Genomic DNA, 22,258 nt, shown 5'->3' with positions numbered 1-22,258 from the left:
CACAGGCAGGGAGTGCAGGTCACTGACCACTGCCCTGCCGCACCGGCTTTTCATTCCTATACGTTGGTCCCCCACCATGACCGTCATTCGTCAAGAAGACCTCATCCAGAGCGTCGCCGACGCCCTGCAGTACATCAGCTATTACCACCCGATGGACTACATCACTGCTCTGGGCCGCGCCTATGAGCAGGAGCAGAGCCCGGCGGCCAAGGATGCCATCGCGCAGATCCTGACCAACAGCCGCATGTGCGCAGAAGGCAAGCGCCCGATCTGCCAGGACACCGGCATCGTCACCGTGTTCCTGAAGGTCGGCATGAACGTGCGCTGGGACGGCGCCACGATGAGCCTGGAAGACATGGTCAACGAAGGCGTGCGCCGCGCGTACAACGACGTTGACAACAAGCTGCGCGCAAGCGTTCTGGCCGACCCGGCCGGCAAGCGCACCAACACGAAGGACAACACCCCGGCCGTGATCAACATGTCGATCGTGCCGGGCGACACGGTGGATGTGATCGTCGCGGCCAAGGGCGGCGGCTCCGAGGCCAAGTCGAAGTTCGTGATGCTGAACCCGTCGGACTCGATCGTCGACTGGGTGCTCAAGACCGTGCCGACCATGGGCGCCGGCTGGTGCCCGCCGGGCATGCTGGGCATCGGCATTGGCGGCACGGCTGAAAAGGCCATGCTGCTGGCCAAGGAAGCCCTGATGGAGCCGATCGACATTCAAGACCTGATCGCCCGCGGCCCGAGCAACCGCGCTGAAGAACTGCGCATCGAACTGTACGAGAAGGTCAACGCACTGGGCATTGGCGCACAAGGCCTGGGCGGCTTGGCCACCGTGCTCGACGTGAAGATCCTGGACTACCCGACCCACGCGGCCAACCTGCCGGTCGCCATGATCCCGAACTGCGCCGCCACGCGCCACGCACACTTCACGCTGGACGGCAGCGGCGTTGCCAAGCTGGAAGCGCCTGACCTGTCGCAATGGCCGAAGGTCGAGTGGGCACCGAACACGGAAACGTCCAAGCGCGTGGATCTGAACGCGCTCACGCCGGAAGAAGTCGCCTCGTGGAAGCCGGGCCAGACGCTGCTGCTCAACGGCAAGATGCTGACCGGCCGCGATGCCGCACACAAGCGCATCGCCGACATGCTGGCCAAGGGCGAGAAGCTGCCGATCGACTTCACCAACCGCGTGATCTACTACGTGGGCCCGGTCGATCCGGTGCGCGATGAAGTGGTCGGCCCGGCCGGCCCGACCACGGCCACGCGCATGGACAAGTTCACCGAGACGATGCTCGCCCAGACGGGCCTGATCGCGATGGTGGGCAAAGCCGAACGCGGCCCGGTGGCCATCGAATCCATCCAGAAGCACAAGTCGGCCTACCTGATGGCCGTGGGCGGTGCGGCATATCTGGTATCGAAGGCCATCCGGGGCTCGAAGGTGCTGGCGTTCGAAGACCTGGGCATGGAGGCCATCTACGAATTTGACGTGAAGGACATGCCTGTCACCGTCGCCGTGGATAGCTCGGGCACGTCGGTCCACAAGACCGGCCCGGCGGAATGGCAAGCCAAGATCGGCAAGATTCCGGTCGCAGCAGGCTGATCCGTTCGTTCAGTATGACGACACGCGCGCAGGCACCGGTCGGAGTCTTTGATTCCGGCCTCGGAGGGCTCTCCGTCCTGCGCGCGATTCGCGCCGAACTGCCGGCCGAATCGCTTCTCTACCTGGCGGATTCCCGCCATGCCCCTTACGGGGAAAAATCTCCCGAATACATTGCCGACCGCACGCTGCGTGTGTGCGAATGGCTGGTCGACCAGGGCTGCAAGGCGTTGGTGATCGCGTGCAACACCGCCACGGCGCAGGCCGTGCATGTGCTGCGTGAAAAGCTGGCAGTGCCGGTGATTGGTGTTGAGCCGGGTTTAAAGCCAGCAGTTGCCGCGTCCAAGAACCGTGTGGTCGGCGTGCTCGCCACCGAGAGCACGTTGCGCAGCGAGAAGTTTGCACGCCTGCTGGCGGCCGCCTCCGGCGATTGCACGGTGCTGAGCCAACCCGGCTACGGCCTCGTCCCCCTGATCGAACGCGGCGACACCCACTCGCCTGCGGTGCGGGAACTGCTGCAGGCCTATCTACACCCGATGCTCGATGCGAATGCCGACACGTTGGTGCTCGGCTGCACGCACTACCCGTTTCTGGAAGGTGCCATCCGCGAGATTGCAGGCGATCGGCTGACATTGATCGACACCGGTCACGCCGTCGCGCGCCATCTGGGGCGTACGCTGACGGCGGCGGGATTGCAGGCGGCGGGCCAACCCGCATCGCCGCGCTTCATGAGCACCGGCGACGTGCTTCCGCTGCAAGCCATGGTGGCCGCATTGCTGGGAGAAGCGCCGATGGCACAGCACGTCGACATTGGTGACGCGCCCCAGAGCCCGGCCGTGGCTTCGCTTACTTCTCACCCCGAATAACGCCGCCCACATATGACAACGCCGCCCTGGAAGGCGGCGTGTTGTCATCTTGGCTGAACGTCAGCCGACGATCGGCTGCACTGCAGGTTCGGTGACTCCCGCCACCTCTTCCTCTTCTGCCGGCTCATATTTCGCCACCACCGCCGTGGCCAGGCTGTTGCCGATCACGTTGGTGGCCGTGCGGCCCATGTCGAAGAACTGGTCGATCCCGATGATCAGCAGCAAGCCGGCTTCGGGCAGGTGGAACATCGGCAGCGTGGCCGCCACCACCACCAGCGAAGCACGCGCCACGCCAGCCATACCCTTGCTCGTGAGCATCAGCACCAGCAACAGCGTGACCTGTTGGGTGAAGCTCATCTCGATGTTGTAGGCCTGCGCGATGAACAGCACCGCAAACGCCTGGTACATCATCGAGCCATCGAGGTTGAACGAGTAACCCAGCGGCAGCACAAAGCTCGAGATGCGCTTGGGCACACCAAAGCGGTCCAGCGCTTCAATCGTCTTCGGGTAAGCGGATTCGCTGCTTGCGGTCGCAAACGCCAGCAGCGTCGGCTCGCGAATCAGCCCCAGCAGGCGGCCCAGCGAACGGCCGAGCAACACGTAGCCGACGAAGAACAGGATCGCCCACAGCAGCGCCAGGCCCAGGTAGAACTCGCCGATCAGCTTGCCGTACGTCCACAGCACGCCCACGCCCTCCACCGTGATGGCAGCGGCCATGGCGGCAAACACACCCAGCGGCGCAAAGCGCATCACGTAGTCGGTAATGCGGAACATCAGCTTGGTCAGCTCTTCCAGGCCACGGCCGATCACGCTGTCCATCGGGTTCTTCATCGTCGACAGCGCGGCGCCGAAAAACAGCGAGAACACCAGGATCTGCAGGATCTCGTTGGTGGCCATGGCCTCCACGATGCTGCGCGGGAACACGTGCGTGATGAACGCCTTGAGCGTGAAGTCGCCCGTCTTCAGGCCCGAGGTGGCCGACACATCCGGCAGCGCGAGGTTCATGTGCACACCCGGCTGGAAGAAGTTGACCAGCAGCATGCCCAGCGCCAGCGACGTGGCCGACGCGCACACAAACCAGACCATCGCGCGCAGGCCCACCCGGCCGACCGAGCGGCCACCGCTCATGCTCGCCAGGCCCGTCACCAGGGTCGAGAACACCAGCGGCGCGATGATCATCTTGATCATGCGCAGAAAGATGTCCGTGATGATGCTGAAGTACGAAGCGATGTCCTTGGCCGCCGCGGCGTCCTTGGCGTATTCGTGGCAACCCCAGCCGACAGCAATGCCCAGCAGCATTGCCAGCCCGATGTGAGAGGTCAGACGTTTGGTGTTCAAGACTTTCTCCAAGGAATATCCGTGGCCGGAGGGACGGCGCACGCAGACGCGGATCTCATGGGGCCAAGGGCCGGCCCAAGCTCGTCACGCTTTGTAAAAAGCGACGATATTAGAGAAGCGCATGGCGATCGTTATGTCGATGTTGCATAGCACCATGCAATTTCTGCATACATTGATATGGCGCCTCTGGCGCTCTGCTGCGATGCCGCATGGGCAGTGGAATCGGCCGGCGCGCGGCGGATTATTGAGCCGCACGCAATGCCGTCGGGGCGTACCAACAAGCGCCGTTTAAAGCACATGAAATGCGACGCTTGCACCACGTAAGCCGCTGATACCATCGTGGACTTACGTCACCCACCGGAGCCCGCGATGAAAATGGCACCCTTCGCCTTTGGCACGACCGACTGGTCCGCCGTTGAACCGACCGAACACACTGGCGAGACCGGCATGGCGATCTGGCGCACCCGCTACTTTGGCGACGCGTCGAACCGCATCCGCGTGCGCATGGTCGAGTACACGCCCGGCTACCTGGCTGACCACTGGTGCAAGAAGGGCCACATCCTGTTCTGCCTGGATGGCGAGCTGGAAACCACGCTGGAAGACGGCCGCAAGTTCACGCTCACGCCCGGGATGAGCTATCAGGTGGGCGACGATGCTGAAGCCCATCAGTCGTACACCAAGAATGGCGCCCGGCTGTTCATCGTCGACTGACAGTGACACGCACTTTCCGCGTCACACACGAACCGGTTGACCGGGGTCAAGCGATTCAAAAATCCAGGTCATTCAGGCTCATTGACCACAATATGTAGTGCTAGTCTGACTCCATACCACTAGATGGAGTACCCCATGACGAGCACACAGGTCAGCAGGCAAGTCACCAAGCGCGACGGTTCATTGGCACCGTTTGATGCGCAGAAGATCCGCCAGGCCATCGCCGCAGCCGGCCAGGCCATCGGCGAATTCGACACCGTCGAGGCGCAGCGCCTGACCGCGGGCGTGCTCGGACATCTCGCCCCGCTTCCCTGCCCTGATATCGAAATCATCCAGAACTGCGTGGAAGAGGTACTGGTGAACGCCGGCTATTGGCGCACCGCGCGTGCCTACATCGTCTACCGCGAGCAGCACGCCCGGCTGCGTTCGCTCAAGCACACGCTGGTCGACGTCGAGAGCACGATGGACGAGTACCTTGAGCAGCGCGACTGGCGTGTCAATGCCAACGCCAATCAGGGCTACAGCCTGGGCGGGCTGATCCTGAACGTGGCGGGCAAGGTCACGGCCAACTACTGGCTCTCGCACGTCTACAGCCCCGAAGCCGGTGCGGCGCACCGCGAAGGCGACCTCCACATCCACGATCTCGACATGCTCTCGGGCTACTGTGCAGGCTGGTCGTTGCGGCAGTTGCTGACGGAAGGCTTCAACGGCGTGCCGGGCAAGGTGGAAGCCACGCCGCCGCGGCATATGTCCGCAGCCATCGGGCAGATCGTCAACTTTCTCGGCACGCTGCAAAACGAGTGGGCCGGCGCGCAGGCGTTCAGCTCGTTCGATACGTACATGGCGCCGTTCATCCGCCGCGACGGGATGTCGTATGCGGCGGTAAAGCAATCCATGCAGGAGCTGATCTACAACCTGAACGTGCCCAGCCGCTGGGGTACGCAAACGCCGTTCACCAACCTCACGTTCGACTGGACTTGCCCAGCCGACCTGCGCGAACAGATTCCGTACATCGGCGGCGAAGAGATGCCCTTCACCTACGGCGATCTCCAGCCCGAGATGGACATGATCAACCGCGCGTACATCGAGGTCATGATGGCCGGCGATGCGAAGGGTCGCGCGTTCACGTTCCCGATTCCCACCTACAACATCACGCCCGATTTCGATTGGGAACACCCGAACACCACGCTGCTGTTCGAGATGACGGCGCGCTACGGGTTGCCCTACTTCCAGAACTTCCTCAACTCCGATCTGGAGCCGCACATGGTGCGCTCGATGTGCTGCCGACTGCAGCTGGACCTGCGCGAGCTGCTCAAGCGCGGCAACGGGTTGTTCGGGTCGGCAGAGCAGACAGGGTCCATTGGTGTGGTGACCATCAACTGCGCACGGCTGGGCTATCTCCACGCCGGCGACGAAGCGGCGCTGCTGGCGCGGCTCGACACGCTTCTCGCCCTCGGCCGCGACGTGCTGGAGGTAAAGCGCAAGTTCGTGCAGCGGCTGATCGACCGGGGGCTGTATCCGTACACGCGCCGCTACCTGGGCACGCTGCGCAACCACTTCAGTACGCTGGGCGTGAACGGCATCAACGAGATGGTGCGCAACTTCACGCGCGATGCCGATGACATCACCACACCATTCGGCCACGCCATGGCGGTACGCCTTCTCGACCACGTGCGCCAGCGCATGACGGAATTCCAGGAAGCGACGGGGCACCTGTACAACCTCGAAGCCACGCCCGCAGAGGGCACGACCTACCGCTTCGCCCGCGAAGACCGCAAGCGCTGGCCAGGCATCCTGCAAGCCGGCACGACCGAGCAGCCGTATTACACCAACTCCAGCCAGTTGCCCGTGGGCTACACCGATGACCCGTTCGAAGCACTGGCGCGCCAGGAAGCGCTGCAGAGCAAGTACACGGGCGGCACGGTGCTGCACCTCTATATGAACGAAGCGATCTCATCGCCGCAGGCGTGCAAGGAACTCGTGCGCCGGGCGCTGGCGAACTTCCGCCTGCCGTACATCACCATCACCCCGACGTTTTCGATCTGCCCGAAGCACGGCTATCTGTCTGGCCATCACGCGTTCTGTCCGAAATGCGATGCCGAACTGCTGGCCCAGCAGCCTCACACCAAGTGCGACTGCACAGCGGCGGGCGTTCCAGGTTCTTCCACCCACCTCCATCACGAAGGAGCCTCCGTATGAGCACCGTTGCACAAACCGCCAACCTCACCGTTGCACTCGACGACAGCCAGCGCACGCGCTGCGAAGTCTGGACCCGCGTGATGGGCTATCACCGGCCCGTCAGCTCGTTCAACATCGGCAAGCAAGGGGAATTCCGTGAACGCCGCTTCTTTGTTGAAGACCGCGCCCGCTGAGCCGCCGCACTGCCCGCCGCCGGCCATCGGCGGCCTGGCACCGTTCTCCAGCGTCGACTGGCCTGGGCAGCTTGCGGCAGTGGTGTTCGTGGCCGGCTGCCCATGGCGCTGTCATTACTGCCACAACCCGCACTTGCAGACGCGGGCACGCACGCTGGATTGGGATGATGTCTTCGCGTTTCTGCAGCGCCGCGCGGGCCTGCTCGATGCGGTCGTCTTTTCCGGCGGTGAACCGCTGAGCGAGCCGCACCTGCCGCAGCTGATGCGCGACGTGCACGCCCTCGGCTACAAGATTGGCCTGCACACCGGCGGCATCTATCCGGCGCGCCTGGCCGACGTGCTGCCGCTGGTGGACTGGGTGGGGCTCGACATCAAGACCAGCGCACCGCGCTACGACGCGCTCACGGGCCGCCGCGGCAGCGCCGCGCCGGTCGACGCGTGCCTGGATCTTCTGCTGCAAAGCGGCGCCGCATTCGAGTGCCGCACCACGTGGCACCCCGATTGGCTGCCGGAACCACAGCTCCTTGCGCTGGCGCAAAACCTCAGCCAGCGCGGCGTGAAACACTACGCACTACAAGCCTACCGAAGTGCCCCCGGAACCCCGGCCATCACGCTGCCCAGCGAGGGCACCCAGCGCGCATTGGCCGCCTGCTTTTCTTCTTTCTGTTGCCGGTGACACACCATGCACGACAGCCTCAATGTGGGCGATCTGCTCAAGCACAGCCCGCTGTTCCAGGACTTCGACGACGATGACATGGCCGTGCTCATGCGCGACAGCCACGCAGTGCGCGTGTCGCGGCATGACTTCGCGTTTCACCGCGGCGAGCGCGCAGATGGCTTCTATGTCGTGGTGGTCGGCGCCATCAAACTCGTATTGCCAGGCGCGCACGGCCAATGCAAGGTCATCGAGTTCTTCGGACCTGGCGAATGCTTTGGTGAGCCTTTCATGTTCCTGAACCGCCCCTACGCCGCAGACGCGCAAGCCATGGAAGACAGCCTGCTGGTGTGGATCGACAAGCGCGCCATCGATGATGCCCTGCACGTGCATCCGCGCCTGGCGCGGCAAATGCTCGCGGGCCTGTCCGCGCGCCTGCACACGCTGATGTGCGACATCGAAACCGTGAACCTGCAAAGCGCCAATGAACGGCTGATCGGGTATCTGCTCTCGCTGCCGCGCAAGTTTGATCGCACGCGGTTTCCATGCAGCAAGAGTCTGGTCGCATCCAAGTTGGGGCTGGCACCGGCCACGCTTTCCCGCACGCTGCGGCAGTTGATTCGCGACGGCTTGATCCGTGTGGAAGGCCGCGAGGTCGTGATCCCGAACACCACGGCGTTGCAGCGTCAGCTCATCGCTGGATAAAAGCAGACCGCAGGTCAATCAAGCGCAATATCGAGCCGATGCTGGAGCACGTTGACGGCATCGTCCACCAGCGCGGCGGCGGCACGCAATTCATCGTCACTGCAATCGGCGTGATAGCGCTTCCTGGCGCCGAACTGGTTGAGCACGAGGTGAATGTCCGGCGCCACGCCCGCCGTTGCCAGGCAGGCCTTCACGCACGCCAGCGCGCAACCGTCGAGCGCGAGAATGGGCCGCCCGCTGCGTGCCGTCTTGACGAGCGCACGCACCCCACCGCCGACACCGCTGATGCAGGACATCTCTGCCCTGCCCGCACGGTCCAGATCGACAGCCAGGCGGTTTGCCGCTTGCGCCACGCTCGAACAACCCGAGCATGCATAGACGAGCGGCAACGTACGTGATGACATGGCGCCCCTCTCGCTACCGCGATTGCCAGCGCGCAAGCCACGCCGGGCGCGCTGCCGCATCGAGCCAATTCTTGACGATCAGCCCAAGCTCCGTGTCGCCCGCAATCTTGAGGCGGCGCTGGAAGAACAGCGTGTCCGCATCGGCCGTGCCGCGAATGAGCGCAACGAAATCGCCCACGCCGGCACGCAACTCCAGTTCGGGTTCGGGGCTTGAAGCGGAAAGCGTATGGAACGCTCCGCCGCGGCAGCAAAAGCAGGCGCGCAGGCCGAGGTCCTCCACGGTGATGGCAAAGCGCCGCCCTTCCAACTCCGGGGGCGGCGTCAACCAAGACAGGCGGCGGGCCAGATCGAGCCCCATCACAAAGGGAAACGACGTCAGCGGCACCGGTAGGCTGCGTGCCATGCGAACGAACACTTCAGGTGGGCGCAAGCGCGTCATTGCGGCGCCTCCAGCCATTCAATGCCGGCCTGCCCGTGCCAGTAGCCATTGCAGCGTGCAATGCCTTGCGGCGGCTGCACCTCCCGCACTGGCAGGCCAAGACGCAGGGCATCCAGCGCCGCCACGGCCTCCAGCGTACCGCGCGATTGCGGGCTGACACGCAGCACCTTGACGCCCAGAGCAGACAACGCGGGTGCTTGATCCAGAATGTCCAGGCATTGCCCTGATTGCGTCTGGATGCCGTTGATGGCGAGAAACTCCTGCCCTTCACGCGTGCGCACCGCCAGGCCATCGGGATGCTCAATGCAGCGGAAGCCGCAGTCGTCCTTGTTGAGGCGAAAGTGCCGCGCCGTAAAGCAGCGTGCAGAAAATGCCAGCGGCAAGCGCCCCCACACCATCGCTTCGATTGCCATCTCGGCAGGCTTCTCGCGCATCAGATCTGCCAGTGTGGCCTGGCTCATCTCGAGCGGCAGGACCGCACGCACCGCGCCCAACCCGGCCAGCCATGCCAGCGTCGCGCCGTGATACGCATTGCAATGCGGCCCCGCAACGAATGGCCGGCCACTCAGTAAGCGCACGGCGCCAAGCTCGCCGGCTTCGACCATCCAGGCGTCCTGCTGACATTGCTTACGCAATGCCTGCGCCTCGGCGCTGGTTTCGATGAGCGTGCGTGTCGACAGCACAACCGATTTGCCGGCCTCGCGCAGCATGGCCGCGATATCGAGCCAGTCGTCGGCCCGCAATTCGTGGCGGCGGCTGCACACTGTCTCGCCCACGTAGACGATGTCGACAGGGCTGGCGGCGACTTCTGCGTAAAAATCGAACGTCTGGAGCCGCGGCCAGTAATACAGCAGCGGTCCAAGCGAAATTTCGTAAGACATGATGTGCCTTCTATTTCCAGGGCCGATCGAACGCGCCTTGCGTGACGTGCGCGCCTTCAGCGTGGCGCACGAGTGCGGCCTGCCAATCGGGCTTGACGGAGAAGCGCGCCGGGTCCGCCTGTGCAGCATCCAACGCGGCCCGCAGCGTGGCCACCACCTGCGCCACATAAGCCGGACTGCGCTGGCGCCCCTCGATCTTGATCGCCGAGACTCCCATGGCGAGCAGCCTGGGCAACAGGCTCAGCGCGTTGAGGCTCGTGGGCTCTTCCAGCACGTGGTCGACCTCCCCGTCGACAAGGAAGCGCCCCTTGCACAGCGTCGGATACCCAGCCGGCTCGCCCGGTGCGTATTGGTCGATCATGATGTTGTTCAGGCGTGCATCCAGGCTGCCGTCGCGCTCAACCCAGCGCACCGCGTGCGCGGGCGAACACACGCCCTTGTTGTTGGGCGAATCGCCCGTGGCATACGACGACAACAGGCAGCGCCCCTCAGCCATCACGCACAAGCTGCCAAAGCCGAACACCTCGATCTGCACCGAGGTCTGCCGGATGACGCGTTCGACTTCGGTCAAGGTCAGCACACGCGGCAGCACTGCGCGGTGGATGCCGAACTGCTCGCGCATCAGCTCGATGGCGTCCGCATGCGTGGCCGAACCCTGCACGGATAGATGCAGCCGAAGGTTCGGATACCGGTCGCGCGCGTAGGCCATCAACCCCGGGTCGGCCAGGATCACGGCATCGGCGCCCAGCATGTAGGCCGCATCGACGGCCATGCGCCATTCGATGCCGCGGCCAGGCTGCGGGAACGTGTTGATGGCAAATAGCACCTGGCGCCCTTTCCGATGCGCAAACTCGACACCTGCGCGGATGTCGCTCTCGGTAAAGTTCAGGCCGGCAAAGTTGCGCGCGTTGGTCGCGTTCTTCAAGCCGAGGTAGACGGTATCGGCACCGGCCTCCACGGCTGCCTTGAGTGCGGCCAGGCTGCCGGCAGGCGCCACGAGTTCAATGGGGGAAGCGTTCTGTGTCATGGCGGCCAGTCTGCGACTTGTCCGCCAATAGGGTTTTGCGTTCCGTCAATCGGGCGCAAACGCTCGCGAGACGCGGCGAAACGTCAGCAGGGCACGGCACAGCATCGCACCCAGCCACATGTGCGACAGCGCGAACAGCATACCGGCGATCACCTTCATCCATTCGGGCTGCAACGGCACCAGCAACAACGCCAGCAACACGAACAGCAGCAGCCGTGCATGCCAATGCTGTTGCCGCTCGCCGATCAACGTTTGCATGGCCGGCAGCCGCACATGCCGCGGCACCCGCCTGCGCAAGTGCATCCAGATCATGAACGGGATGATCTTGCCGAGCATCGCGTTGACAGGCAGCACGCCGCCGCCCACGAGGGCCAGCACGCCCATTTCCCATCCGATGGGCCAGTCTGCCGGCAGCCACGATGCCGTCAACCCGAGCACGGCCAACATCAGCCAGGCTACGGCAGCGGCCAGCCACAACCGCCAGCCCGGATCGTGCCGACGACGCGCGCTGCACGCTGCACCCACGCCCACCATCGCCAGCGCTGCCAGGGCGAGCCACCCCCATGTCTGCCAAAGCACCGCGCCGCCCACGCCGCTGCATACACTGCCAACGAGCAGCGGTGCCCACAGCCACCACGGCATCAAGCGATGCCAGGGCTCTGGTAGACGCCGCGTCTGCCAGAACATCGGCAACACCGTCGACGCCACGCCCGCGATCAACGTTGCCAGCCAGCCGCCGACGCCCCAGCCAACATGCAGGTTGAGCAGCACGGATGATGGCGCAAACCCTCCGCTCGCCAACGCCGCGGCAAGCGTTGCCCCGCTTGCCAGCGTCGCCAACAAGGCCCAGCCGACGCGGCGCAGTGTTCGCACCGTCGCGTGTGTGCTGTGCGTCTGCGCCACCCGCATGCCAGCAAGAAGGATCAGCGCAGCGGGCACCGCCAGCAGCGGCGCCCCCACCCCTGCAGCCAGCGCGAACGCACGATGCCCCGCGCCCAGAAAGCCCGTTGCCAGTGCAGATGCCGTTGCCACGCACGACAGCGCCACCCACGGCGACACCCATTTCGCACCGCGCACCGGCACACCGGCCACGACCGGAAGCAGTTGAAATAACGCACCGAGCATCGCGGGCAATAGCATGCCAACGGCCAAGGCGTGAACCAGCGCGAGCGACAACGGTGCGAAACGGTCGGGCAAATCCGCAGACGGCCCCAGCGCCAGCAGAAGACCTGCCACCGCGCCCACCCACGGCACCGGCAGCAGGCAGCCGAACACCACGCCGGCGGGCGGCATGCGTTCGTAGAACAGCGTGGGTGCGGTAGGCATCGGTCGGCTGCAGATCTATCCAGCCGACCACGTTAGAGCAGACGCGCCTGCATGCGCTTGATGTGCGTTAAGCGTCAGCGCGATGTGAATCCAATGGAGCGGCGCTCGCGCAGTTCCGGCTTGATGGAATGCTCCTGCCGCAGTTGCGCGAGGAAGGCCTCCGGGTCAAGCGTCTCGCCCAGCAACACAGACTGTTGCTTGACCACTGCAAAGTCGCCAGGCGTCAGCATGTCGAGCGACGCCAACATTTCGCGCCACACAGGCTTGAGCGCCTCGGCCTTTCCCCCAAGCGCCTCGGCAATGAACATCTGCTCGCGCTGGGCCCGTACCAGCGGCTTGAAGCAGATCTTGAACGCAAACCGCCGCAGCGCCGCCTCGTCAATCCGATCAAACAAATTGGTCGTGCAGATGAAGATGCCGTCAAAGCGCTCCATGCCCTGCAGCATCTCGTTGACTTCCGACACTTCGTAATTGCGCACCGCGCCCTGTCGGCTCTGCATGAAGCTGTCCGCCTCGTCGAGCAAGAGCAGCGCGCGCTCCTCTTCGGCGCGCGAGAACATCGCCGCAATCTGCTGCTCGGTTTCGCCGACGTACTTGCTCATCAAGTCCGACGCACGGCGAATCATCAACGGCATGTCGAGTTGCGCTGCGATGTGCTCTGCCAGCACCGTCTTGCCCGTGCCCGGCGGCCCATAGAAGCACAACGTGCCGCGTCGCCGCGCGCGCAGCGCCTCAATGATCCGCTCGACGGAAAATCGTGTTTCCAGGTTCAGATAGTCCAGCTTGTATTCGGTCACGACGCGGTGCGCCTGCACGTCCGGGCGCAGGCCCATCGCCTGATCCGCGTGGTCGAGCTGACGCTCGATCAGCGATTCGGCGGGTTCTTCCATTGCCGGCTGCGTCAGGCGGGCAAATCGTGCGGCTGAATCGATCTGCGCAGGTGTGAGCGTCTTGCGTGCCGCCAGCTTGGCCATGAACGCGTCAGACACCTCCAGCCCTTCCAGATGCTTGCGGATGATGCTCTCGCGCACCGTCGGCGGCGGCACCTTCAACTCAAGGTGGAACTGGAAGCGGCGCAGGTACGCCGGGTCGATCTGGCGGATGGAATTCGACACCCAGATCACCGGCACGGGGTTCTGCTCCAGCGTCTGGTTCACCCACGCCTTGCCGTTGACGGAGCCGCGCGGTTCATCGTGGCCAAAGAGGCTCATCAGCTCGCGCGTTGGGCCGGGGAATACATCCTCCACTTCGTCGAACAGCAGCACTGCGCCGGGCCGTCCGCGCAGGAACGCTTGCGACACCTGCAGCGAGCGATAGCGGTCCTTGCCTGTGAGGCTGTTGCCGTCCTTATCGAGGCAATCCACCTCGTACAGCTCGCAACCGGCGTCGCGCGCCAGCACGCGGGCCAGTTCTGTCTTGCCGGTGCCAGGCGCGCCATACAGCAGGATGTTCACGCCCGCCGCGCGCTGCTGCGAGGCATTCTCCAACAACGCCGTCAGGTAGCGCGCATCGGTTTCCACATGCGGGTAGTCGGACTGCGACAGTGTGGTCGGCGGCGCGGGGCGCGTGAAGACGGCCATCATGTCCGCCTCGCTGGCGTAGTCGCCCAGCAGCACGTGCAGCAGGCGGTCCGAGATACGCATCAGGTCGCCCAGGTCGGTGACGCTGTTCTCGGGCAGCGGCGGCTCGATCAGCCCCAGCGTTTCCAGCCGCGAACCGGGCCGCAATGACGCAGCGACTTCGGCCGTGCTGGCCCCCGCCAAGCTGGCGAGCAACTGGAACGCTTCCTGGCTGTGCGCGACTTTGCAGTCGACCATCACCGCGCGCAGGTCGCGCTTGTATTTCACCAGGGACGCAAACAGCAGCAGCGCACGTTCATGCGACGGCAGGCCCAGCACGCGGGCCAGCATGTCGATGTTGCCGACCAGCAGGACGCGCTCGCTGGAGAGCCGCTCGCCCAGCGCTTCGCACGACGCACCGAATACGGTGAACATGTCCTTGGCGTGATGCTTGACGTACTCGTCAAGGTAGTAGAACAGCGAGCCCTCATCGAACGCGCTGCTCCACTGGCCGTGGCGGTCCATGAAGGTGGGCAGGTCGAGCTTGCCGACGGCGCGCCAGCCCGGCATGTCGGCGCAGCGTGCAGACAGAAAGCGCTGCAAGCGCTGGATGACCGTGACGGGCCAGATCAACTCCGGCGCGCACACGGTGAGGATGTCATTGATATTGGTGCGCAGGTTAAAGCGCAGGCCCATCGCGCAGACCGTGCGCAGCGCAAATTGCGCGCACATGGAATCGAGCGAGGACAACAGCAGCGCCTGCGGTTGCCTGCCGCCCGTGGGGACGAACGTGCCATCGTCGTCAGCGTCGTCCATGTTGAGGTTGGCTTCATCCATGGTCGCCCCCTTCTTCCCCGTTTCACGGTTGGCCGGCCGGTCACCGTGTTTGAATGATTTTCATCCTAGCGCGTTTGCACACACAGCGTACCCCGGGTGGACCCGTGTCTATGCAAGTTGCGAGCCCGCGGCGCCTTGAATGGCCAACCGCCTGCACAGGCAGTTTCTCGCCATCAGCCGTCTGGACGTGAGCCTCACCCCACGAAAGAGCGGGAATTTGTTCGCAAATAGGAATCATTATCGTTTATACTTTGCCTATCGACACAATAGGCTGAACGCAAACCGTGTTCGGTTGTCGCAACACTGTTGCAGTTGCGGGCCTACAATACCTGTCACGCTGGCGGCGACCCCGCTGGCTTCAACGCTAGGCGCCATGGAATTGCTCCTGAGTCTGCTCATCAGCATTGGGGTTTCACTGATCGTCTTCGGCAAGCGCTGACGCTGCGCCGCTTTCGTTGTTCATCCCACCACCATCGCATCGCATTCCTTTTTTCTGCTTTCGATTCCCGGTCGTTGATGATTCACCCTCGTACTCTCAAGATTCTGGTGGTCGTGCTGTTGCTGCACGCGGGCGTGCTGATGCTGATTCAGCTCGGCCTGATCGCCCCGCGCCCGACTGTCGAAGAACCGCTGGAAATCCAGGCGCACATCATTCCGGCCGCGCCTGAGCCGATCAAGCAACCGGAGCCGCCTAAGCAGCAGCCGGTCAAGCAAGAGACACCCAAGCCCGTCAACATCGTCAAGCCGGTCGCGCAGCCCAAGCCTACGCCGATGCCGACACCCACGCTGCCGCCGTCGGACAACGCCCCCGTGGTGCCCGCTGCACCGCCCACGCCGCCGGCACCGGCTCCGGAAGCTGCGCCCGCGCCGGCACCGGTTTCGTCCGGCCCGATCAGCGTCGGCATCAATGACATCCAGTGCAGCGATCCGCCGCTCGTCTATCCCAGCATGTCGCAGAAGATGGGCGAGGAAGGCCGCGCGATGGTCAAGATCTCCATCGGCACCGCCGGTGAAGTCACCAACGTGGCGGTCACGTCGTCCTCCGGCTCGCCGCGCCTGGACCGCGCCGCCACCGATGCCGCGCGTGCCATCAAGTGCAGCCCCTACAAGCAGAACGGCCACGCCGTGCCCGTGGTGGCCAGCAAGCCGTTCGTCTTCAAGCTCGATAATTAGTCGATTCCGCTTCTCGCTTAGCCTCTCGCTCAATTCAGGACATTCATCATGCAGGAACTCGGTCTTTCCCACCTCTGGACACAAGGCGATATCGTCACCCGCGCCACGGCGATTCTGCTGCTCATCATGTCGCTCGCCTCGTGGATTGTCATCTTCACCAAGGCGTGGGACATCGTGCGTCTGAAATCGATGGCGCAAGGCGCTGAAAAGCGTTTCTGGCACTCGGATGATTTCGATCACGCCATGCAGACGCTGGGCTCGCCCAAGGACAACCCGTTCCACACGCTCGCGCAAACCGGCCGCGAAGCCGCGCAGCACCACCGCGCCAGCCAGCCGCAACTGCATGATGTGATGGACATCTCCGACTGGATCACGCGCTCGCTCAAGAGCGCCATCGACGAGGCCGTTGGCCAGATGCAATCGGGCCTGGCCGTGCTGGCTTCCGTCGGCTCGACTGCGCCGTTCGTCGGCCTGTTCGGCACGGTGTGGGGCATTTATCACGCTCTGCTGGGGATCGGCGCCGTGGGCGTGCCAACCATCGACAAGGTCGCCGGCCCCGTGGGTGAATCGCTCATCATGACGGCCTTCGGTCTGGCCGTGGCCATTCCGGCGGTGCTCGGCTACAACGCGCTCACCCGCGGCAACAAGGCCATCATCGCCAAGCTCAACCGCTTCGCGCACGACCTGCACGCCTACTTCGTGACCGGCGCGCGCCTGCGCCCGGGCACCTCGCGTGACGACGCCGGCGTGCGCCTGACTGCGGTCAAGCAGCAGTAAGGAGCAGCCATGTCTTTCGGATCTTTCGACAGCGATGACGAGGTCATGAGCGAGATCAACATGACGCCGCTGGTCGACGTCATGCTGGTGCTGCTGATCATCTTCATCATCACCATTCCAGTGATCAATCACGCGGTGAAGATCGACCTGCCGCGCGCGTCCAACAAGCCCGACGATGCCAAGCCGCAAAGCGTGAATGTCGAAATCAACGCAGACGGCCAGGTGTTCTGGAACAACCAGCCGGTTGACGAGGCCACGCTGCAAGCCGACATCGCCCAGGCCGCGCAGCAGCAGCCGCAACCCGAAATGCACCTGCGCGCTGACCGCAACGTGCGCTACGAGCGAGTGGCGCAGGTGATGGCTTCCATCCAGCGCGGCGGCCTTTCGCGCATCGGCTTTGTCACGGAGCCCCAGCACTAACGCGGCATACGCCACGTTGCCCCGGCACCCCGTCTCGTACGGGGTTCGTCGCGCCAGGGCAACTGACGCACAGTACCTCCACGCAACCGGGCCACGCGCCCGGTTTTGCTTTTCAGGCCGGATCAGCCCATCGTCAGCTCACGCTTGTAATGATAACGATTCTCATTTAATCTAGCCGGATTCGCTGGGAGCACCTTGCCAGCCAACGCCTTCCGCTACCTTTCTTGCCCGTCAGGACATCGCCATGAATGCTGCCGAACACCAAGACGCCGGACGTACCGTGACCCGCCGTCGCCACGTCATCGTGGCCCGCAAGCACCCCGCCGGCCTGGATGCCGTGCCCGCAACGTCCTCTGCATCGGCAGCACCTGACGCCGCTCACGGTGCGCCCGCCTCCCTCGGCAACACGCGAGTGATGACCTCCCAACAACTCTTTGCCGGTCAGAACGCCGTGACCATTCGCCACAACGGCGCGCTCTACACGCTGCGCGTAACGCGCTTCGGCAAGCTGATTCTGACCAAGTAGCACCGCGACACGCCCCGACTTTTGTGGGACGTCTCTCTCAGGAAACATTCGGCCATAGCCAGCCGTCGCGATCGTGATTTCGGGCTGGCAGACGACCGCCGGCCAAGCCATTTTTTTCCTCTACCGGGCGCCCAAAGAAAAAGGGCGCGACCTCCGCCGCGCCCTTCCCTTTGATTCTTTCTTTCGTGATTGCGTATCAGCAGATCACGTGCACCGCCGCAATACCCGCCTTGGCGATCACGACATCTTCAGTCGACTTCACGCCCGACACACCTACCGCTCCGGCACACACGCCTTCCACCATCACCGGCACGCCGCCTTCAAGCATGCCCTGCAGATGCGGCGCCGACAGGAACGAGATGCGACCGTTGTTGATGATGTCTTCGTAGACCTTCGACTCGCGACGGCCCAGCGCTGCCGTACGCGCCTTTTCCGGGGCAATGTACGCCGATATGGTGGCGCAGCCGTCCATGCGGCGCAGGCCCATCAGATGGCCGCCATCGTCCACCACGGCGATCGTCACGTTCCATTGGTGCGCGCGCGCTTCTTTCTCGGCAGCGTCCAGGATCTTGGTGACATCGTCCTGGCACAGGCACGGTTTCGTTTTCATGACGTTCTCCTTGGGGTTGTAATGCAAAGGCGCAAGGGCTGCGTAGAGCCCGTATCAGGCAAAAGTATGCCATCGGCATCGATCACTTCCACAGCATGATCCCGTACCAATGAGGCAAAAGAGCCGATACATTCCTGCGTTTCAGTATCGTTGAGTATGGTGTCGCCTGCGCCGTCCGCCAGCGTTTCCGGCGTCCCTTGCGGGCCAACGTTAACACGCGGCGTCCGTCAGAAAGATGCGCAAAGAAAAAGCCCGGGTATCGCCCGGGCTTGATGTTGCGATGCGGCAGCGGCTCTGCCATTGTCCCTTTACGGCTGACGATCGGTACAGGCGCCATCGGTGTAGGGATCAGCACGGCTTACCTTGGCGCCGTCGGTATAGGGATCAGCGCGGCTCACCTTGTGGGTGGGCTGATACGGATCGATCGAGCCGGCGTGTGCGACCGCCGCGCTCAGCGCCAGGGCCAAGCCGCCTGCGGCTGCAACCAGGGTGCGCGTTGCAAAACGTTGCGTGGTGATTTGCATGAGGACTCCTTCGGTCATGACACTGCGAACATGACGTGCACCGCTGAGGCACACGTGTCCGCGTCGTTCGAGCGGACGTCAGATCGACCGGTTAGGCGAGCCGCCAGTTCTGCACCGCGCTGCTTTGCCACGGTGGTGGCTGCGCGCCTACCGTCATCTAGGTCGACGCAGATGCCGTGCCGCGCGTGCATGTGCCGGCAAAGAAAAAAGGCTCCCGGAGGAGCCTTTCTCTTGGCGGGTGTGCCGCTTAACGCCAGTGGCCCCAGTGACGGCCGTCGTACCAGCGATAACGCGGGCCCCAGCGGTACCAGCCAGCGCCCACCACAACCGGTGCCGGACCGTAGGCGGGCGGGCCGTAATACACGGGCGCCGGGGCGTAATACGCCGGGGGCGGCGGGGGCGGCGGTGCGTAGTAGACCGGGGGCGGCGGCGGGTAATACACCGGAGCGGGCGCCACATACACAGGCGCCACGGGCACGCCAAACCCGATGCCGACGCTCACGTGCGCCGACGCCATCTGCGGCACAGCCAGCACTGCCAGTGCGGCTGCACCTGCAATCCACAGCACATTGCGTCGAACCATTTTCATCACCTGCAGCTTGAGCGCCGGGCGAATCCGTAGCCGGCGCGAAATACGGTATTTGTATTGTATTCAGGGCCGCTGACACAGGTGATACGGCGCTCGCGAATTGGTAACAGAACGTAACGCCACATCGTCCGCAAGGACCGCCGCCATCAGTCCAGTGCCGGGCTGCAGTCGAACTCGCCGGAGGCGATCATCGCTTCGGCATATGCGCGTGCGGCTTCCAGCGCGCTGGCAGCGCTCGGATAGGTGTTCGCCGATTCCCGCACGGTCGTACGGGCTAACAGGGTCTCACCGTTGCTGACGCGCAGGATGCTGACTTCCGCGCGCCACGCTTGCGGCGAGAGTTCATAGGCAGATACCTCGATTGTGCAGTCGTCTCGGAAAGTCATGTGTCCTCCGGTTCGTATTGGATAGGCCCGGCCCCGTGTCAATGCACGAAGAGCCAGATCACCAGCAACACAAGCGCGGGAACACCCAAGAGCCACGCAACGAGATAGGACATGACAACCTCCCACATGTTGATAGGCATGTAGGAAGTGTAGAAACACGCGCACGGGCGGAATGTCGACCTCCGCCCGCGCCGTTTTGTAGGACTGTACCGAAATGACTGTCGGCCCACGCCGACGCGTCTCACCCGTATAGAGGAACCTCAGCGTGCAGTGCCGTCCTTGGCGGCCACGTCACTTGGGGTCAGGATTCGGCTCGCGCGGCATCCTCGGCCGCCTCTGCAGCGGCCACTTCCAGGCCCACCGACGCCTTGAAGAAATTCACCGCCGCCTCGGCGCCAGGGGGCGCGGCGTCTGCCAGGTTTTCCGCGACGAAACCCCATTGACGGCGCACTTCGTCACCGTGGCGCTGCAAGGCGCGCGCAATCCCATTCTGCGTCTCGACGCCAATTTCGACGAAGTTGCGTGTATAGCCGGAGACGCGTTCGCCGGCCGGTTGCAGATAGCGCGCTTGTGCGTTCCACCATTCGCCTGCGTCCTGCGCGCCGGCGGCGTCGTGCAGGCAGTGCTCCGTCTCGCCAAGACCGGCCTTGAGGGCCTGCAGGTTGAGCCCGATCAGTCGGTTGACGCCGCTCACCGCCTCTTCAGTAACAGCCATCCAGGTTTCGAGCTGCGATCGTTGCAGAACGCCGAGTTGCTCCAGAGTCATCATGTCGGTTACTCCCTCGTGAGATCGGTGAATACGCCCAGCAGGTGCCGGCGTTTCAGTGTAGCCGTGCGCGATGTCGATGTCCGTGACATCACCCGTTTGCCCGACAGGCGTTTCGGACACCCTCGCCCTGCGGCGCCTGCCATGTGCGCGTTAGCGTGAAACGCTTCCCTCACCAGACCACGGAGTGACGATGAAACGTCTCGCCGCTGCCCGGATCGCCGCCTGGCGCCACCAAAGACGCCATCAAGGCACTCCCGGAGTTCAAGTACGAGCGCCAGCAAAAGCCTGCCAAAGCCTGATGACCCGCGGGAACTTTGCCCACAGAAGCCGCGCTGAAGGTGTGGGAATCGGCTGACACGCCTTTCAGGCAACGTGACCTGCACCTACCGGCGCGCATGATCTTGAATGGAGGTACACAAACGACAAAAGGAGTTTGTTATGCGTGCCTTCGTATCCTTGATTCTGGCGGCCGCATTGGCATCCGTCAGCGGATGCGCGGACATGACGCCAAAGCAGCGCAATACCGCGCTAGGCGCAGCCGCAGGTGGTGTCGCCGGGGCGGCCATCTGGGGCGGTCCGGGCGCCACGCTGGGTGGTGCGGCACTGGGTGGCGTGGTTGGTAACGCCGTCACCAAGTAACCCGCCACGCGTGCATCTGCTGCGCGCGCTGCAAGCTGGGGCCAGGCCTGTCGCCTGGCCCTTTTTATTGCCTGAGAGCGGCGCCATACCATTGCACATTCCCCTCATACGCATATGCGGATGCCGGCGCATAATCGGCGTTTTGCAACGGAGGCAATGTGCGATACGAGCAAGAAGGTTTTGGCGTGGGCAGCACACCGATCTTGAGCGTCGAAGGCCTGCGCAAACGTTACGGCGACCAGACTGTTGTCGACAACCTGAGCTTCAGCGTTCGGCGCGGCCAATGCTTTGGACTGCTCGGTCCCAACGGCGCCGGCAAGACCACCACGCTGCGCATGCTGCTCGGCATGACGATGCCCGATGCAGGCACCCTGAGACTGTGCGACGAGCCCGTCCCCGAAGCCGCGCACCGTGCGCGCATGCGCGTGGGCGTGGTGCCGCAGTTCGACAATCTCGATCCTGATTTCTCCGTCTCTGAAAACCTGCGCATCTTCGGGCGCTACTTTGGCCTGTCGTCCGCGACCATTCGCAAGCGCATTCCTACCCTGCTGGAGTTCGCGCGGCTCGAACAAAAAGCCGATGCCCCTGTACGCGCCCTCTCAGGCGGCATGAAGCGGCGGCTGACGGTCGCGCGCGCACTGATCAACGATCCCGACATCCTCGTGATGGACGAGCCCACCACGGGGCTCGACCCGCAAGCGCGACACCTGATCTGGGAGCGCCTGCGTTCATTGCTCGCTGCCGGCAAGACCATCCTGCTGACCACGCATTTCATGGAAGAAGCCGAGCGCCTGTGCGATGAACTGTGTGTGATCGACAACGGCCGCAAGATCGCGCAAGGCAAGCCGCAAGAACTCATCGCGCGCGAAATCGGCTGCGACGTGGTCGAGGTCTACGGTGACGACCTCAACGCCCTGCGCACATTGCTCGCGCCCCTGGCCGACCGCGTGGAAATCAGCGGCGAGACGCTCTTCTGCTATGCACGCGATCCGCAACCGCTGGTGGCGGCGCTGCGCACGCAGGCAGAAACGCACACCATGCCCGGCCTGCGCTACCTGCACCGCCCGGCCAATCTGGAAGATGTGTTCCTGCGCCTGACCGGCCGCGAAATGCGCGACTGAGAGACCT

General features: G+C 64.0%; 25 protein-coding genes. 13 read left to right on the top strand and 12 right to left on the bottom strand.

What is annotated here, in order from left to right; genetic code table 11:
- The first annotated feature begins 76 nt into the window (after positions 1–76).
- A complete protein-coding gene (locus R2N16_RS19170; protein ID WP_039599659.1) occupies positions 77–1,600 on the top strand; it encodes a fumarate hydratase in 1,524 nt (507 codons plus the stop codon).
- A 14-nt stretch (positions 1,601–1,614) separates the two neighbouring features.
- Positions 1,615–2,463 carry a glutamate racemase gene (murI, locus tag R2N16_RS19165; protein WP_316667561.1) on the top strand — a complete coding sequence of 283 codons (849 nt, stop codon included), beginning with the start codon at positions 1,615–1,617 and terminating at the stop codon, positions 2,461–2,463.
- Positions 2,464–2,523: 60 nt separating this feature from the next.
- Here the strand turns inward: murI and R2N16_RS19160 are convergent, their stop codons facing one another.
- Positions 2,524–3,801 (bottom strand): dicarboxylate/amino acid:cation symporter, encoded by a 1,278-nt coding sequence (locus tag R2N16_RS19160; RefSeq protein ID WP_316667559.1) that lies wholly within the window; start codon positions 3,799–3,801, stop codon positions 2,524–2,526.
- 369 nt (positions 3,802–4,170) lie between these two features.
- Between R2N16_RS19160 and R2N16_RS19155 the strand changes: the two genes are divergently transcribed.
- The 5 genes from R2N16_RS19155 (at position 4,171) to R2N16_RS19135 (ending at position 8,244) form a co-directional block, all read left to right on the top strand.
- The gene (locus tag R2N16_RS19155) at positions 4,171–4,512 is read left to right on the top strand and encodes a DHCW motif cupin fold protein (protein ID WP_316667557.1); all 342 of its coding nucleotides are present in this window, start codon (positions 4,171–4,173) and stop codon (positions 4,510–4,512) included.
- A 135-nt stretch (positions 4,513–4,647) separates the two neighbouring features.
- Positions 4,648–6,711: a ribonucleoside triphosphate reductase gene (locus tag R2N16_RS19150; RefSeq protein WP_316667555.1), complete on the top strand. Its 2,064-nt coding sequence runs from the start codon at positions 4,648–4,650 to the stop codon at positions 6,709–6,711.
- Entirely contained in the window at positions 6,708–6,884 is a 177-nt protein-coding gene (nrdD, locus tag R2N16_RS19145; RefSeq protein ID WP_316667554.1) for an anaerobic ribonucleoside-triphosphate reductase, read from the top strand. Before R2N16_RS19150 ends, nrdD begins: the two co-directional genes overlap by 4 nt.
- Positions 6,847–7,560, top strand: a complete 714-nt coding sequence (locus tag R2N16_RS19140) for an anaerobic ribonucleoside-triphosphate reductase activating protein (RefSeq protein ID WP_316667551.1) — start codon at positions 6,847–6,849, stop codon at positions 7,558–7,560. Before nrdD ends, R2N16_RS19140 begins: the two co-directional genes overlap by 38 nt.
- A 6-nt stretch (positions 7,561–7,566) precedes the next feature.
- Positions 7,567–8,244 carry a Crp/Fnr family transcriptional regulator gene (locus R2N16_RS19135; protein ID WP_316667549.1) on the top strand — a complete coding sequence of 226 codons (678 nt, stop codon included), beginning with the start codon at positions 7,567–7,569 and terminating at the stop codon, positions 8,242–8,244.
- A gap of 14 nt (positions 8,245–8,258) precedes the next feature.
- Here R2N16_RS19135 and R2N16_RS19130 read toward each other — a convergent pair whose 3' ends face one another.
- The 6 genes from R2N16_RS19130 to R2N16_RS19105 all read right to left on the bottom strand — a co-directional run bounded on the left by R2N16_RS19130 (position 8,259) and on the right by R2N16_RS19105 (position 14,717).
- Positions 8,259–8,648, bottom strand: coding sequence for a putative zinc-binding protein (locus R2N16_RS19130; RefSeq protein WP_316667547.1), 390 nt, complete (start codon positions 8,646–8,648; stop codon positions 8,259–8,261).
- Positions 8,649–8,661: 13 nt separating this feature from the next.
- A complete protein-coding gene (gene ubiT / locus R2N16_RS19125; protein WP_316667545.1) occupies positions 8,662–9,087 on the bottom strand; it encodes a ubiquinone anaerobic biosynthesis accessory factor UbiT in 426 nt (141 codons plus the stop codon).
- Positions 9,084–9,968, bottom strand: a complete 885-nt coding sequence (locus tag R2N16_RS19120; protein WP_316667543.1) for a U32 family peptidase — start codon at positions 9,966–9,968, stop codon at positions 9,084–9,086. Before R2N16_RS19120 ends, ubiT begins: the two co-directional genes overlap by 4 nt.
- Positions 9,969–9,978: 10 nt before the next feature.
- Complete coding sequence (ubiU, locus tag R2N16_RS19115) at positions 9,979–10,995, bottom strand: ubiquinone anaerobic biosynthesis protein UbiU (protein WP_316667541.1); 1,017 nt, start codon at positions 10,993–10,995, stop codon at positions 9,979–9,981.
- 45 nt (positions 10,996–11,040) lie between these two features.
- Positions 11,041–12,321, bottom strand: a complete 1,281-nt coding sequence (locus tag R2N16_RS19110; protein WP_316667539.1) for a hypothetical protein — start codon at positions 12,319–12,321, stop codon at positions 11,041–11,043.
- 74 nt (positions 12,322–12,395) lie between these two features.
- Complete coding sequence (locus R2N16_RS19105) at positions 12,396–14,717, bottom strand: AAA family ATPase (RefSeq protein ID WP_316667537.1); 2,322 nt, start codon at positions 14,715–14,717, stop codon at positions 12,396–12,398.
- Positions 14,718–15,233: 516 nt separating this feature from the next.
- On the opposite strand from R2N16_RS19105, the gene R2N16_RS19100 reads away from it, so the two are divergent.
- The 4 genes from R2N16_RS19100 to hemP all read left to right on the top strand — a co-directional run bounded on the left by R2N16_RS19100 (position 15,234) and on the right by hemP (position 17,613).
- Positions 15,234–15,890, top strand: a complete 657-nt coding sequence (locus R2N16_RS19100; RefSeq protein WP_316667535.1) for an energy transducer TonB — start codon at positions 15,234–15,236, stop codon at positions 15,888–15,890.
- A 48-nt stretch (positions 15,891–15,938) separates the two neighbouring features.
- A complete protein-coding gene (locus R2N16_RS19095) occupies positions 15,939–16,667 on the top strand; it encodes a MotA/TolQ/ExbB proton channel family protein (RefSeq protein ID WP_316667533.1) in 729 nt (242 codons plus the stop codon).
- Positions 16,668–16,676: 9 nt separating this feature from the next.
- Complete coding sequence (locus R2N16_RS19090; RefSeq protein WP_024975369.1) at positions 16,677–17,087, top strand: ExbD/TolR family protein; 411 nt, start codon at positions 16,677–16,679, stop codon at positions 17,085–17,087.
- Positions 17,088–17,331: 244 nt separating this feature from the next.
- Positions 17,332–17,613 carry a hemin uptake protein HemP gene (hemP, locus tag R2N16_RS19085; RefSeq protein WP_316667530.1) on the top strand — a complete coding sequence of 94 codons (282 nt, stop codon included), beginning with the start codon at positions 17,332–17,334 and terminating at the stop codon, positions 17,611–17,613.
- Between the two features lie 196 nt (positions 17,614–17,809).
- On the opposite strand, the gene R2N16_RS19080 is transcribed toward hemP, so the two are convergent.
- The 5 genes from R2N16_RS19080 to R2N16_RS19060 all read right to left on the bottom strand — a co-directional run bounded on the left by R2N16_RS19080 (position 17,810) and on the right by R2N16_RS19060 (position 20,491).
- Positions 17,810–18,223 (bottom strand): GlcG/HbpS family heme-binding protein, encoded by a 414-nt coding sequence (locus tag R2N16_RS19080; RefSeq protein WP_316667529.1) that lies wholly within the window; start codon positions 18,221–18,223, stop codon positions 17,810–17,812.
- Positions 18,224–18,531: 308 nt separating this feature from the next.
- Positions 18,532–18,747, bottom strand: a complete 216-nt coding sequence (locus R2N16_RS19075; protein WP_316667528.1) for a hypothetical protein — start codon at positions 18,745–18,747, stop codon at positions 18,532–18,534.
- A 247-nt stretch (positions 18,748–18,994) separates the two neighbouring features.
- Complete coding sequence (locus R2N16_RS19070) at positions 18,995–19,336, bottom strand: hypothetical protein (RefSeq protein WP_316667527.1); 342 nt, start codon at positions 19,334–19,336, stop codon at positions 18,995–18,997.
- A 146-nt stretch (positions 19,337–19,482) separates the two neighbouring features.
- Complete coding sequence (locus R2N16_RS19065) at positions 19,483–19,722, bottom strand: hypothetical protein (RefSeq protein ID WP_316667525.1); 240 nt, start codon at positions 19,720–19,722, stop codon at positions 19,483–19,485.
- Between the two features lie 301 nt (positions 19,723–20,023).
- Positions 20,024–20,491, bottom strand: a complete 468-nt coding sequence (locus R2N16_RS19060; protein ID WP_316667748.1) for a phasin family protein — start codon at positions 20,489–20,491, stop codon at positions 20,024–20,026.
- A 438-nt stretch (positions 20,492–20,929) separates the two neighbouring features.
- On the opposite strand from R2N16_RS19060, the gene R2N16_RS19055 reads away from it, so the two are divergent.
- Together R2N16_RS19055 and nodI are read left to right on the top strand one after the other, a co-directional pair.
- A complete protein-coding gene (locus R2N16_RS19055) occupies positions 20,930–21,130 on the top strand; it encodes a YMGG-like glycine zipper-containing protein (RefSeq protein WP_004634401.1) in 201 nt (66 codons plus the stop codon).
- Positions 21,131–21,288: 158 nt separating this feature from the next.
- Entirely contained in the window at positions 21,289–22,251 is a 963-nt protein-coding gene (nodI, locus tag R2N16_RS19050) for a nodulation factor ABC transporter ATP-binding protein NodI (protein ID WP_316667520.1), read from the top strand.
- Positions 22,252–22,258 lie beyond the last annotated feature (7 nt).

This window comes from Ralstonia psammae, from assembly GCF_958405935.1.
Taxonomy (GTDB): domain Bacteria; phylum Pseudomonadota; class Gammaproteobacteria; order Burkholderiales; family Burkholderiaceae; genus Ralstonia; species Ralstonia psammae.
Note: the sequence above shows the minus strand (reverse complement) of the source record. Positions and strands in the feature narration are given on the sequence as shown.